The sequence below is a fragment of the Streptococcus sp. zg-86 genome (assembly GCF_017639855.1).
GTDB lineage: Bacteria > Bacillota > Bacilli > Lactobacillales > Streptococcaceae > Streptococcus > Streptococcus zhangguiae.
On sequence record NZ_CP072115.1, the window covers coordinates 1976012 to 1990063 of the forward strand.

The following is a 14052-nucleotide window of genomic DNA, read 5'->3' on the forward strand; positions in this document are numbered from 1 at the left end:
GTATGACTATTTTAACATGTTTTACTTGTGAAAACCATTTTTTATAAGGTCTGCTGACAATACTCCTCTTTTAAAAAGGAAGAAGGGAAGACAGTTCAACTGTTTGCTCTTCCCTTTGTTTATCACCTTCAACTAGATGTTAATGCGCCACTTCCTTTTGACCATAGTATGCATTTGGACCATGCTTTCTGAGGTAATGCTTATCCATAACATAGGCGGGTGCTGCTTCCACGCGAGGATTAATCTGCTCGGTGAACCGATCCATTTTCGCCACTTCTTCTAATACGACCGAATGGTAAACAGCCTGCGCTGGATCTTTTCCCCACGTAAAAGGACCATGATTGCGCACAACAATCCCAGGTACGGCTACTGGATCAATGCCGCGTGTCGCAAAGGTTTCAATGATGACACTTCCAGTCTCCTTCTCATAGGCTGTATTCACTTCATCAGCGGTTAATGAGCGAGCGCAAGGAATAGGACCATAAAAATAATCCGCATGCGTTGTCCCATAAAAAGGAATATCACGGCCAGCCTGCGCCCAACCAACTGCTTCTGTTGAATGAGTGTGGACAACCGCACCGATTTCAGGCCAAGCCTTATAGAGTGCTACATGGGTTGCAAGGTCAGAAGAAGGGTTAAGAGTTCCCTCAACAACATTTCCTTCCAAATCTGTCACTACCATGTTCTCAGGGCTTAACTTGTCATAATCCACACCTGATGGTTTAATGACAATCCGTTCCAATTCACGGCAGACCTCTGAAACATTTCCCCATGTAAACTTAACCAAACCATGCTTGGGCAAGGCTAAATTTGCCTCATAAACCCGCTGACGCATTTTTTCTAATGATTTTGGCATATTAACGTAACCCCGCTTTCTCCATCAATGGGTAAAGAAAATCTTGTGCTTCTTTAATAGCTGCACGCGTTTCTTCCACCGTTGCACAATTTTCAGACCACATTTCGATTAAAAATGGCCCTTGGTAATTGGTTTTCTTTAAAACAGCAAAGGTATTTTCCCAATCAACGCAGCCTCGACCAAATGGCACATCACGAAACTGTCCCTTAGAAGTCTCAGTAACCGCATAAGTGTCCTTCAAATGAAGTGCAGCTATAGCTTGGTGCCCAATGACAAATTCACTATATAGGTCATTATGCCAAGCAGAAAGATTTCCCGTATCTGGATAGACAAAAAGATATGGGGAGCCGATTTCCTTTGCAATTGCCAAGTATTTTTCAATGCTATTGATAAATGGATCATCCATGATTTCAATCGCTAGCATGACCTGAGCCTGTTCTGCCCAATCACAAGCCTGACGTAGATTTTTCAAGAAACGCTCGCGGGTTTCTGGTGATTTTTCTTCATAATACACATCATAGCCTGCCAGTTGAATGACCCGTACCCCCAAATCCTGGGCTAATTCAATACATTTCTGCATAGTTTCAAGTGACTTGGCTTCAAGGACGGGATTGTTTGATCCCAGCGGATAACGGCGATGACCTGAAAAACAAATCGTCGGAATGCGGACTCCTGTTTGGTAAATCGCCTGAACAAGCTCTAAGCGTTCTTTCTTAGTCCAATCAAGACGAGCCAAACGATGATCACTTTCATCTACTGACATCTCCACAAAGTCAAATCCGAGGTCTTTTGCGAACGCTAAACGCTCTAGCCAACTAAAGTGTTTAGGCGTTGCCTTTTCATAAATTCCAATTGGTCTAGCCATATCCTACCCCCAAATACGGCAGATTTCATCTTTAAAGGCACGTGCTGCAGCGGCTGGGTTCTCCGCCTCTGTAATCCCTCGACCAGCAATAAAGGTGAAGACATCCACTCCTTCAAAGAGTTTCAAGGTATCAACGTCAAGTCCTCCTGTAACGGACACACGAAAGCCCATATCAATCAATTTTTTCACCTTGGTCAAGTCCTTTTCACCCCATGTTTCCCCTGCAAGAAGGGCATCACGAGATTGGTGGTAAATAGCTTGAGAAATCCCCGCATCAAGCCACATTTGAGCCTGATCATAAGTCCAATCACCATATAGTTCTACTTGGATTTCACCTTTATCACCACGAACTTCTTGAATAGCTTTCAAGGCTGCTTTCATGGTTGGAATGGTCGCTGAGCAAATACAAGTCATCCAATCTGCACCGCGCACGGCATTGTTTTTTGCAACGGTACCACCTGCATCCGCACATTTTGTATCTGCCACAATGATTTTATCAGGGAAAAGGCTCCGAAGCACTTCAACCAGTTCACTACCTACTTGCAGTAAACAAACTGTCCCTGCCTCAATCACATCTACCTCATGGCCAACAGATACCGCTGCCTTAATCGCCCCCTGCAAATCTGAATGATCTAGAGCAACTTGTAAATTTGGAATATGTTTTGTCATACGAATCTCTTTTCTATATTTTTATTTTAGTTTTTAATCGTTTTCTAAAATGGTTTGTCCCGACCTCTTTCATTGAATACTTAATTACGTTTTCATTTGAATTCGATTTAAGATTTCAGTTTATGATTCAAGGTCAAGTCCTTCAAGATATGGACTATTCTTAGACTCTTCCACCATAGCAAGAACTTCTGCTTCTGACTGGCAAGAAACCAAACGCTCGATTGAATTTTCTAACTCAAAGAGAGCGATAATTTGCGGAATGGCAACAGAAGTATGAATAGCAGAGCTTGTCGCTGCGAGTGTCAACAGCACACTCACTTCTTTTCCATCCGGAAAAACAACTGGTTTTGTCAAGGTGATAAAGGCAAAAGCATCACGTAAGACACCTGCTTCTGGACGAGCATGGGGCATAGCCATGCCTGGCATCAAGATATAGTAAGGACCGTATTCCTTTGTCGAATCAATGATTGCATGGTAATATTCCTCGTTAACTGCTCCACTTTCAATCAATGGTTCAACAGCCAAGCGTACTGCTTCTTCCCAAGTTTCTGCTGTCAAGCCTAGACGGATAGAATTATTTTCTGTAAAGGCTTTTTTCAAATTCATTTGATCTTCCTCTTCTTTTTCTATGAAAGAAGCTGGAATCATCCTCCCAGCCTCTTTAAAACGCAATCGTCTACTCCAATAGGATTATAGAACTTCCTGTAATTTTGTTTTAATCTCATTGTCATCCATGAGATTGTCCAGTCCGACTAATTTGCCATTAGTACGGCCTTCCAATTCATTAATCAAGTGAACAGAGGCAATCACAATATCATAACCAGCTGCAAGACCTTTTGCTTCACCAACACTACATGAATTGACCGTAAAATCACTTTGACCAAGATTGCGCAGAGCATTTTCTACTTTCATCTTAATCACCATAGATGAACCCATGCCATTTCCACAGGCTGTTAGTACTTTCACCATATTCTTTTCCTTTTATTTATACCAATGGGAAACTCCCACCTGTATAAATCCTTTCTATCATTCTATTTTAGATTTATTTTCTACTTAGCCACCAACATCAGAAGATGATTTTTGACCAGTATCCTTATTCTTGAGCTTCCCCACGATAGTAAGCCTCTTTATCTTTTGCTTTAGCAAATTGAATTTGTGGAATAGCAAGGAAGAACAAGCATACTAAGACATAGCCAATAATACCAAGATATTTGAAGAGATAGCCAAATCCTAGCCACGGGAATTCAAAGTCGATATTACCATGGTAACCACCATAAGCTGCCAAATCAAGTAGGGCAACACAGGCAGCACCAAGAGCTACTTGAAGCACACCTGAGATAAAGGATAGGATAACTGCTGCTTTCCAGCCTCCACGCTTATCTGCATAAACGGCGATTGCTGCATTGTCAAAGAATACTGGAACGAAACCAGTGATAATCAAAACCGGATTTTTAAAGACAATCAAGAGAACAATGGTAATCAATTGACCAATCAAACCACAAGCAAAACCTGAAAGCACCGCATTTGGAGAACCAAAACCGTAAGAGGCTGCAACATCCACCGCTGGGAATGACCCTGGAAGGAGCTTGCTTGAAATCCCTTGGAAGGCATTGGTCAATTCTGTTACGAACATCCGCACCCCTTGCATCAAGATAAAGAGATAAACAGAGAATGTAAAGGCTGTTTGGATAATATACATGTAGAAATCTTGTTTAGCTGGATTAAACGGTGTGCCTGAAGTAATGACTTCTTTATTTGCCATAACTTCTGGACCCAAGACCAAGAGAATCCCCCCAAAGAAGACGAGCATCAAAGTTGCAGAAGCAACAACTGTATCGTGGAAGATAGATAAGAATTTTGGCAATTTCAAGTTATCCAAGTTTTCTTCTTTTTTACCCAGTTTTCCAGCAACTTTATCCACAAACCAGATAGCAAATTGTTGTTGGTGGCCGATGGCAAATCCTCCACCACCTGTCAAGCGTTGCGTTGCTTCAACCGTCATATTTGAGCTGACTGCCCAGTAAAGACCACAGATGACCCCGATTGCGGTAATGCCATACCCATTTCTTAACTGAGGAATAAGGAAAAGCACCATAAGCGAGATAGTCGCTGCCTGTTGCACCATGATGTGACCAGTGATAAACAAGGTCCGAACCTTCGTGATCTTACGGAAAGCGACAAGCAAGATGTTCACTCCGAAACCAATCAAGAGGGCTGTCGTTGCAGCCTTCACAAATTCTGGGAACATCTCCTGAATTTTTGTATTAGCTGCTGCTAAGCCAAAGTAAGGATCAATAACGGCCGCACCAATATTGAATTTGAAATTAAGCGCCGCAAGGATTGGTCGGAAGGTTGTCACCAAACCACCTGCTGCTACGTTCAAAATCATGTACCCTACGGTTGCTTTCACAAAACCTGAGAACACTTCATGCCCCGGCTTTTTCAAGAGAGCATATCCTAAAAGGACTAAAAGTCCGACAAAGAAGGCTGGATTCTGCAAAATATTTTGCGAGAACCAATTGAGAATGTCTTTCAAAATCTCCATTCTATTTACCCCATTTCTTTTTGTTTTTTGTTTTCCTAGTTTCATTATAGAACTTGTAAACGCATACAAAAAGACCAAATAAAACACAGGCTTGTGTTCACATTTGGACTGTATTCTTTTATTAAATCAACTAATGAGTAAAAAGGATGTTAGAAAAGAACTCAAATCTGTCAAAAAGAGACTTCTATCTCCGCTTCCGATCTCATTTGTCTCCAGACCCAGGTATTGACACACAATTGATGAAACAATCATCGGAATTTAAAAGACAATATTTATCAATCAGTCACTGCATCACCCTATTTTCACCCACTCTGATAAGAAAGGCTGGACTTGAGCCCAGCCTATTTTTTAAACAATTTTAGTTACAAACGAGCATTCAATTCTGCGCCGAGTTCTTCAAATCCTGGTTTTCCAAGAAGGGCAAACATGTTTTTCTTGTAGGCTTCTACCCCTGGTTGGTCAAATGGGTTAACACCATTTAGGTAGCCAGATAAAGCAATAGCCAATTCGAAGAAATAGATTGTGTAGCCAAGTGTAAACGCATCTTGTTGTGGAAGAGTGACAAACATATTTGGTACACCGCCGTCTGTATGGGCAAGAAGTACACCGTCTGTTGCTTTTTTGTTGACAAAGTCAACGTCTTTTCCTTGAAGGTAGCCAAGACCGTCCAAATCTTCTGCCATTTCTGGAATCAAGATATTTTTTCTTGGTTTATCAACACGAATTACTGTTTCAAAGAGATTGCGGTAACCTTCTTGAATAAATTGACCGAGCGAGTGCAAGTCTGTTGAGAAGTTAGCTGACGTTGGATAAATCCCTTTTTGGTCTTTCCCTTCTGATTCACCAGCCAATTGTTTCCACCATTCGCTAAAGTATTGAAGAGAAGGTTCATAGTTGGCCAAGATTTCAGTCACATAGCCTTTTCTGTAAAGGATGTTACGAACCACTGCATATTGGTAAGCTTCATTTTCTGCAATCTTATCAGAAGCGTAGTCCTTACGAGCTGCATTTGCACCTTCCATAAGAGCTGTAATATCTGCACCTGATGCAGCAATTGGGAGCAATCCTACTGCTGTAAGAACTGAGAAACGTCCACCAACATTATCTGGAACCACGAAAGTTTCCCAACCATTTGCGTTAGCTTCGACCTTAACCGCTCCACGTTCGCGGTCAGTAGTTGCATAAATCCGCTTGTTTGCTTCTTCTTGACCGTATTTTTTCACGAGCAATTCTTTGAAGACACGGAAGGCAATCGCTGGCTCAGTAGTCGTACCTGATTTTGAAATCACGTTTACTGAGAAATCTTTATCTGCCACATAGTCTACCAAATCAGCCAAGTAGCTAGATGAAATTGAATTTCCTGCGTACAAGATTTGAGGCGCTTTGCGCTCATCTTTTGTTTGCAAGTTGACAAAAGAAGTGTTCAAGAAATCAATCGCAGCTTTTGCACCGAGGTAAGAACCACCGATTCCGATTACGACCAAAACATCACTGTCTGATTGGATTTTTGCAGCAGCTTCTTTAATACGCGCAAATTCTTCCTTGTCATAGTTTTCTGGTAAATCAAGCCATCCGAGCATCTCAGCTCCTGCTCCAGTACCATTACGCAAGTCTGCATCAAGTGCAGTTACTTGGCTTTGTAAAAAGTCAACTTCCGTTGGAGCAACGAACTGCCCTAAAACTTTTGAATAATCAAATTGGATATGTGCCATTATAAATCCTCCATTTTTTCTACATACCTAATGATAACGCTTTATCAGTATTTTTTCAAGGAATTTCTTGTTTTTCATTCATTTTCATAAAATGTGGTCTGTATTTTCTAAAAATATGAAAACTTGCATTCTTCCCTTATTTATTATCAAAAATAAAAGAGCACACACTCGACCTCGCTTAGGGCTGCTGGATTCCTCCCCTGACCCGCTTCACGCACAAGTGTTGCTCCATTTATCATTATACCATAAATCTCAGATTGTGCAACCATTTTCAGTCGTCCTCATGTTCTTGAGACTGCGGAATCTGCTTGAGAGCTTTCTTTTTCTCACGCCCTTGACGGAAAAAAGTCTGCATTATCCTAGCGCACTCATCTTCCAAAACACCTGTTTCGACGGCAACACGATGATTCAGGCGCTCATCTTGCAAAATATCATAGAGACTGCCTGCGGCACCGAATTTCTGATTCGGCGCACCATAGATAACCTGCGGAATCCGTGCTAGACCAATCGCACCACTACACATAACGCAGGGTTCAATGGTCACAAAGAGCGTTGTATCAAGCAAGCGCCAATTTTTTTCTTGCTGATTAGCTTCTTGAATGGCCATGATTTCTGCATGTAAAATGGCCTGATTTTGCTCCTCACGCGCATTATGCCCTCTGCCGATAATGATCCCGTCTTTGACAATGACACATCCAATCGGAATCTCATCTTTTACTAAAGAACGCTCTGCTTCTTTTAAAGCCTCCCGCATGAAATACTCTTTTTCTTCTTGACTATAGCTGTTTTTTGTTTTCATGTCCGTATTATACCAAAAAGACAAGGAAGCTCCAACTAGAGATGAATTATTAACTAATCCGAGATAAAAATTGTTTAGTTCGCTCTTCCTTAGGAGAATCAAATATTTCTTCGGGTCTTCCTTGCTCGATAATCTGACCATTTTCCATAAAAACAACTCTATCAGCCACTTCTCGAGCAAAGCTCATCTCATGAGTCACGACAACCATAGTCATGCCTTCTTTGGCTAACTCAACCATGACGTCTAAGACACCCCCAATCAGTTCTGGGTCAAGGGCAGAAGTCGGCTCATCAAAGTAGATAACTGCTGGATTAGTCGCTATAGCACGCGCAATTCCTACCCGTTGCTGCTGACCTCCTGACAATTCACTTGGATAAGAGCGATACTTGTCTGCAAGCCCTACCTTATCCAGCGCCTTCTTCCCAATCTTCTCCGCCTCGTCCTTCTTATATCCATGTGCAATAATCAAGCCTTCTGTCACATTTTCCAAAGCCGTCTTATTGGCAAAGAGATTATAATTTTGAAAAACAAAACCAGTTTGTTTGCGAATGGCTGCTATTTCTTTCTGCTTGATATGCGACAAATCGTAGACTTCTTCTCCAAAAATAAGTTGACCACTATCTGCTCGCTCCAAAAAATTCATACAGCGCAACAAGGTTGTCTTTCCAGAACCTGATGGGCCTAAAATAACCGTTACCGTTCCTTGCTCTACCTGCAAATCTACATCCTGTAAGACCTTGGTAGAACCAAAGGACATACTAATTTTCTGTACTTCTATCATAGTGTCCCTTCCCTTAGTAGACTTTTAATTTCTTTTCACCATAGGCTTGCAATTTGGTCAATACCGTTGAAAATAAGAGGTAAATCAAGCCTACTTCACAATACAGCGCAAATGGTTCATAGGTCCTTGCTGCAATTTGTTGGGTCGCCATAAACATCTCTAAGACGGTGATATTGGCCGCTAAGGAAGTATCTTTTACCAGACTAATCAAGGAGTTGGACAAAGGGGGAAAGGCAACTCGAAAGGCCTGTGGTAATACAATCCTACGCATGGTCTGCGAGAAAGTCATCCCCACACAGTAACCTGCTTCCAACTGCCCTTTGGGAACAGACTCAATTGAAGCTCGAATGGTTTCAGCCGCATAGGCTCCTGTATTAACCGAGAAAACGAAAACAGCCGATGGAAAGGCATCTAGGACAAGACCTAGGCTCGGTAAACCATAGAAAATGACATACAACTGGACCAAAAGAGGAGTCCCACGGATTAACCAAATATAAAAACGAGCCACACTCTTTAAAACTGGAATTTTCGCAATTTGCACCAAAGCTGTCAAGACTGCAATCACTAAGCCAAAGACGAAAGAGAGGATTGTTAGTGGAATCGTCACTAACAATCCTGGTATGAGTATCTGGCTAAATGAATCGATTAAAATTTGCCATAATCTATCTGTCATATCTATCCTCTATTTGTTTGCTTGTGAAACATCTTCACCAAAGTATTTTTTAGCGAGTTCTGTCAAGATACCTTCTTCTGCTAATTCTTTTAAGGCTTGGTCAATGGCTTTCACTAAATCATCGTTTCCTTTTACAACTGGAATGGCTGTTTCCTGTGCATCTTCTGAGAGAGCAGCTACCTTAATCGGTGCATCTGGATGCTGTTTCACATAATCCAAGTAAGCAACGTTGTCATTAATCGTCAAATCAACACGTTTTGATACTAGCAATTCAACCGCCTGTTGGAAACCGTCTACACCAACAATTTCAGCACCGTTACTTTGCGCCACTTTTGCCCAGTTACTGGTCAAACTATTAGCAGATTTTTTCCCTTTTACATCACCAAATGCCTGAATATCGGTATTGTCCTTAGAGGTAATAAGGGCCCCATAGATGTAGGTATAAGGAGTTGAAAAATCGTATTTCTCCTTCCGTTCATCTGTGATTCCGACTTGATTGGCAATAATATCAAAGCGCCCCGCATCTAGTCCTGCAATAATCGAATCCCATTCTGTTTCCACAAATTCAGCTTTTACACCGAGTTTTTCTGCAACTTTTTCCGCAACTTCAACATCGTAACCGACTAATTTACCACTTTTATCATGGTAGGTATAGGGAGAATAGGTGCCTTCTGTTCCAACTTTCAGAACACCTCTTTCCTTGATTTGTTCCAACAAGGTGCTGTTCGCATCTGCCTGTTTTTGAGGCGTAGCACCACACGCTACCAATAAGACACTAGCGACAACACTTGCGATCCATACAACGACTTTTTTCATCTTTCTTCTCCTTTATCTTTTAGCCTTTTCAAAGGCTTGTTTTATATCATCAATCAAATCCTTACTCGCTTCAATCCCAACCGCTAAGCGCAAGAGATTGGTCCGAATCCCAATGCTTTCTTGTAAGGCTACACTATAGGATTCATGGGTCATGGTTGCTGGACGACAAATCAACGATTCGACACCACCTAAGCTAACCGCAAACCCAAACAAGGTCAACGACTGAACAAAAATATCCAACTCATACACTTCCTCATCCAATAGGAAAGAGAGAACTCCACCATGACCACTTGCCTGACCTTCCTGAATGGCATGTCCCGGATGATCTGGAAGTCCTGTGTAAAACACCTGAACCCCCTCCTGTTGATTGAGGTATTCTGCCACTAATTGGGCATTCTCTTGGTGTTTCTCTAAGCGTAGGGGCAAGGTCTTTATTCCTCTTGATAATAAGAAGGCATCAAAAGGGCTGAGAATAGCACCTAATAGTTTGTGGGCAACTTTCAATCGTGGATAGAGATCCTCTCGATTGGTGACCACCAAGCCCGCCAAAATATCTGAATGACCTGCATAATACTTGGTCGCTGAGTAGACGACAATATCTGCTCCAAAGTCAAGCGGTCGTTGCAGATAGGAGGTCATAAAGGTATTATCCACAATCACGAGTAAGCCTTGTGCCTTGGCTCGTTGAATCACCTGTTTCAAATCCGTCACATGAAGAAGCGGATTGGTCGGTGTTTCAAGAAAAATGGCTTTGACATTCTCAGACACTTGTGAAAAATCATATTGGTTAAAATCCGCAACTAATTCATAGGAAAGATTGCGACTTTCAAATAATTCATTGACAAACTGCCAAGTTCCACCATAGACATTGTCGGATAGGAGAATGCTATCTCCGCTATTTAGCAACTCAAAGGCAATCGCAGTTGCAGCCATACCAGTAGAAGTCGCTAGTGCATACTTCGCTCCCTCCAAATCAGCCACCTGTCGTTCTAGGGTAGCACGTGTCGGGTTAGCACTTCTGCTATAGATAAATTCCCCAAATTGTTCAACATCTTCTTGTAGGAAGGTAGAGGTAAGATAAACTGGATAGGTCACTGCACCTTTTCCTGTATCATCAACTTGGCCATGAATCGCTTTTGTACTATATTCCATTACACCCTCCTTCCTTGTAGTACTGTTTATCATACCATGCGCTTTCTTTCTTGACCAATACATATTTTCTATCACCGTGATTAGAGAATTTTATGATACTTTCTCACCTAGGATAGACACAAGCAAAATTGGTTTCGATGTTTCATAGTCTAGGAGTATTTCATAGAAAATTGCCTCCTAGGCTTTAAGTCTGTAGTGTGTTGCTGAAAAATGTGCTAACTTGACTTCTAGGCTAGGGTTCTTTCATGAAAACTGTAATCACTCAGCTTCTAGTTTTGCTTTATCTCACGAAAAATTGCTTACTTGGTCTTTAGTTTGGCTTTTTCTCATGAAAAAGTTGCCCACTCGGCTTCTAGTTTGACTTTATCTCACAAAAAACAGCCTCCTTAGTTTCACAAGAAGCTGTTTTTTATTAGTTAACCAATTATTTGACAACGATATTGACTAATTTATTTGGTACGGCAATGACTTTCACAATATCTTTGCCAGCAATTTCTGCTTGGATTTTTTCATCTGCTAAGGCTGCTGCTTCTAATTCCTCACGAGAGAGGTCTTTAGCAACAACTAATTTGGCACGAACCTTGCCTTTAATTTGGACAACGATTTCAATCTCATCTTCCACTAGGAAAGACTCGTCATAAACTGGCCATGGTACGTAGGAAATGCCCTCATTGGAGCCAGTTAAGATGTGCCACAGTTCCTCTGCCAAATGCGGTGCAAATGGAGCGATTAATTGAACAAAGCCTTTTGCATAGTCCACATAGAGTGTTTCTTCTTTGTTGGCACTATTGACAAAAATCATGAGTTGAGCAATCGCCGTATTAAACTTGAGAGTCTCAATCTGCTCTGTTACAGCTTTCACCGTTTCATGGTAAACCTTGTCCAAGTTGCCATTATTTTCTGCTACAATATCTTTTGAAGTTAGCAGGCGGTAGACACGGTCAAGGAATTTCCGACTACCTTCTAAACCTTCTTCACTCCAAGCAATCGAAGCGTCAAGCGGTCCCATAAACATTTCATAGACACGAAGGGTATCGGCACCATATTGTGCCACTACATCATCTGGATTGACAACGTTTTTGAGGGATTTAGACATCTTGGCAGGTGCTTGTTCTAACTCTTCTCCTGTTTCGATGTTGAAGAATGAACCGTCCCGTTTTTCCACCTTATCAGTCGCCACAAGAGCTCCACGACCATCCCGATAGCTTGTCCCCAAAATCATCCCTTGGTTAAAGAGCTTTTGGAACGGCTCCTTGGTTGGTACGACACCAAGGTCGTAGAGGAATTTGTGCCAGAAACGTGCGTAGAGGAGGTGAAGCACTGCATGCTCTGCACCACCAATGTAGATATCCACTGGCAACCAAGCCTTCAGCAAGTCTTCATCTGCCAGTTTTTCTGTATTGTGCGGATCAATGTAGCGGAGGTAATACCAGCTTGAACCTGCCCATTGTGGCATGGTATTGGTCTCACGACGGCCTTTAACACCATCTTCACGTACTACTTCAAGCCAATCTGTCAAGTTAGCAAGTGGACTTTCTCCTGTACCAGACGGCTTAATGTCGCTCGTTTTTGGCAAGACAAGTGGCAAGTCACTTTCTGGAATAGCTGTTGACGTTCCATCTTCCCAATGAATAATTGGAATTGGCTCTCCCCAATACCGTTGACGGCTAAAGAGCCAGTCCCGCAGGCGATAGGTCACTTTTTCCTCACCAACACCTGCTTCTTCTAGCCAAGAAACGATTTTTTCAATCGCTTCTGCCTTGTTCAATCCATTCAGAAAATCAGAATTGATGTGTAGACCGTCTTCTGTATAGGCAGCTTCTGTGACATCACCACCTTCGATAACCGCTACAATTGGCAAGCCAAAGGTTTTGGCAAATTCCCAGTCACGACTATCATGCGCAGGTACTGCCATCACCGCACCTGTCCCATAGCTCGCTAGCACATAGTCCGCAATCCAGATTGGAATTTCTTGACCATTGACTGGATTGATCGCATAGGCACCTGTCCAGACACCTGTTTTTTCTTTGGCAAGATCCGTCCGAGCAAGGTCTGATTTGAGACTTGCTTGGTGTTTGTAGTCTGCAACGACTGGAGCCTGTTCAGCTGTCGTAATCAAGTCTACCAATTCATGCTCAGGTGCAAGAACTGCAAAGGTTGCACCAAAAAGGGTATCCGGACGTGTGGTAAAGACAGTAAAAGTCTGATCCGTACCTTTAATAGTAAAGGTGACATTTGCTCCTGTTGATTTTCCAATCCAGTTGCGCTGCATATCTTTAATGGACTCTGGCCAGTCCAAATCTTCCAAGTCGGTCAAAAGGCGCTCTGCATAGGCTGTAATTTTTAGCATCCATTGGCGCATGGGTTTTCGAACGACAGGATATCCTCCACGCTCAGAAGTCCCATCAGGCAAGACTTCTTCATTGGCAATAGCCGTTCCCAACTCTTCAACCCAGTTAACAGGCACTTCAGCCTCGTAAGCCAAGCCTTTTTCGTACAATTTCGTGAAAATCCACTGGGTCCACTTGTAATAATTTGGATCTGTCGTATTGACCTCACGATTCCAATCGTAGGAAAAGCCAAGCGCATTGATTTGGCGTTTGAAATTGGCAATATTTTGTGCCGTAAATTCTGCTGGGTCATTTCCTGTATCCATAGCATATTGCTCAGCAGGTAGACCGAAAGCATCCCACCCCATTGGGTGAAGGACATTGTAGCCTTGGGCACGCTTATAGCGGCTTAAAATATCTGTTGCTGTATAGCCTTCTGGGTGACCAACGTGAAGACCAGCCCCACTAGGATACGGAAACATATCAAGGGCATAGAAATTTGGTTTTTCTTTATCTGTACCTGTCTTAAAGGTATGGTGTTCTGCCCAGTATTTTTGCCACTTCGGCTCAATCGCTCCATGATTGTAAAAACTCATAGCTATTTCTCTCCAATTTTGTATGATATTCCTATTATACCATTTTGTAAGACATTTGCGATAGAAGACGAGATAGAAAATTCAGGATTTTCTTGATTTCTCATATTGAAAGCGATATACTAAAGAAAAAAAGGTTTGTTTGCTGATTGGACATTTTTCTGTCATTTTCTAACCAGATTCCATTTCCCTAACAGCGAGCCAGCGGACTGTTTTTTACGATTTTATCCATGACAAATGATTTCTATAAGAAAAAAATGA

General features: G+C 42.1%; 13 protein-coding genes and 1 other RNA gene. All 14 read right to left on the reverse strand.

The window, feature by feature from the left end:
- Positions 1-139: 139 nt before the first annotated feature.
- The 14 genes from J5M87_RS09225 to leuS all read right to left on the reverse strand — a co-directional run bounded on the left by J5M87_RS09225 (position 140) and on the right by leuS (position 13794).
- The gene (locus J5M87_RS09225; protein ID WP_154607567.1) at positions 140-856 is read right to left on the reverse strand and encodes an L-ribulose-5-phosphate 4-epimerase; all 717 of its coding nucleotides are present in this window, start codon (positions 854-856) and stop codon (positions 140-142) included.
- Position 857: 1 nt separating this feature from the next.
- The gene (locus tag J5M87_RS09230) at positions 858-1721 is read right to left on the reverse strand and encodes an L-ribulose-5-phosphate 3-epimerase (protein WP_154607568.1); all 864 of its coding nucleotides are present in this window, start codon (positions 1719-1721) and stop codon (positions 858-860) included.
- Between the two features lie 3 nt (positions 1722-1724).
- Positions 1725-2390, reverse strand: a complete 666-nt coding sequence (locus J5M87_RS09235; RefSeq protein WP_154607569.1) for a 3-keto-L-gulonate-6-phosphate decarboxylase UlaD — start codon at positions 2388-2390, stop codon at positions 1725-1727.
- A gap of 120 nt (positions 2391-2510) precedes the next feature.
- A complete protein-coding gene (locus tag J5M87_RS09240; protein WP_154607570.1) occupies positions 2511-2996 on the reverse strand; it encodes a PTS sugar transporter subunit IIA in 486 nt (161 codons plus the stop codon).
- A gap of 84 nt (positions 2997-3080) precedes the next feature.
- Positions 3081-3359 (reverse strand): PTS sugar transporter subunit IIB, encoded by a 279-nt coding sequence (locus tag J5M87_RS09245; RefSeq protein WP_154607571.1) that lies wholly within the window; start codon positions 3357-3359, stop codon positions 3081-3083.
- Positions 3360-3483: 124 nt separating this feature from the next.
- Positions 3484-4935, reverse strand: coding sequence for a PTS ascorbate transporter subunit IIC (locus tag J5M87_RS09250; RefSeq protein WP_154607572.1), 1452 nt, complete (start codon positions 4933-4935; stop codon positions 3484-3486).
- A 362-nt stretch (positions 4936-5297) separates the two neighbouring features.
- The gene (locus tag J5M87_RS09255) at positions 5298-6647 is read right to left on the reverse strand and encodes a glucose-6-phosphate isomerase (RefSeq protein ID WP_154607573.1); all 1350 of its coding nucleotides are present in this window, start codon (positions 6645-6647) and stop codon (positions 5298-5300) included.
- A gap of 142 nt (positions 6648-6789) precedes the next feature.
- An RNA gene (gene ffs, locus J5M87_RS09260) (signal recognition particle sRNA small type) lies at positions 6790-6887 on the reverse strand.
- Between the two features lie 31 nt (positions 6888-6918).
- Positions 6919-7446: a tRNA adenosine(34) deaminase TadA gene (gene tadA / locus J5M87_RS09265; protein WP_154607574.1), complete on the reverse strand. Its 528-nt coding sequence runs from the start codon at positions 7444-7446 to the stop codon at positions 6919-6921.
- A 49-nt stretch (positions 7447-7495) separates the two neighbouring features.
- A complete protein-coding gene (locus tag J5M87_RS09270; protein ID WP_154607575.1) occupies positions 7496-8227 on the reverse strand; it encodes an amino acid ABC transporter ATP-binding protein in 732 nt (243 codons plus the stop codon).
- A gap of 13 nt (positions 8228-8240) precedes the next feature.
- On the reverse strand, positions 8241-8900 hold the full coding sequence (locus J5M87_RS09275; RefSeq protein ID WP_154607576.1) for an amino acid ABC transporter permease: 660 nt from the start codon (positions 8898-8900) through the stop codon (positions 8241-8243).
- A gap of 9 nt (positions 8901-8909) precedes the next feature.
- Entirely contained in the window at positions 8910-9716 is an 807-nt protein-coding gene (locus J5M87_RS09280) for an amino acid ABC transporter substrate-binding protein (RefSeq protein ID WP_154607577.1), read from the reverse strand.
- A gap of 12 nt (positions 9717-9728) precedes the next feature.
- On the reverse strand, positions 9729-10868 hold the full coding sequence (locus J5M87_RS09285) for a trans-sulfuration enzyme family protein (RefSeq protein WP_154607578.1): 1140 nt from the start codon (positions 10866-10868) through the stop codon (positions 9729-9731).
- A gap of 424 nt (positions 10869-11292) precedes the next feature.
- The gene (gene leuS / locus J5M87_RS09290; RefSeq protein WP_154607579.1) at positions 11293-13794 is read right to left on the reverse strand and encodes a leucine--tRNA ligase; all 2502 of its coding nucleotides are present in this window, start codon (positions 13792-13794) and stop codon (positions 11293-11295) included.
- Positions 13795-14052 lie beyond the last annotated feature (258 nt).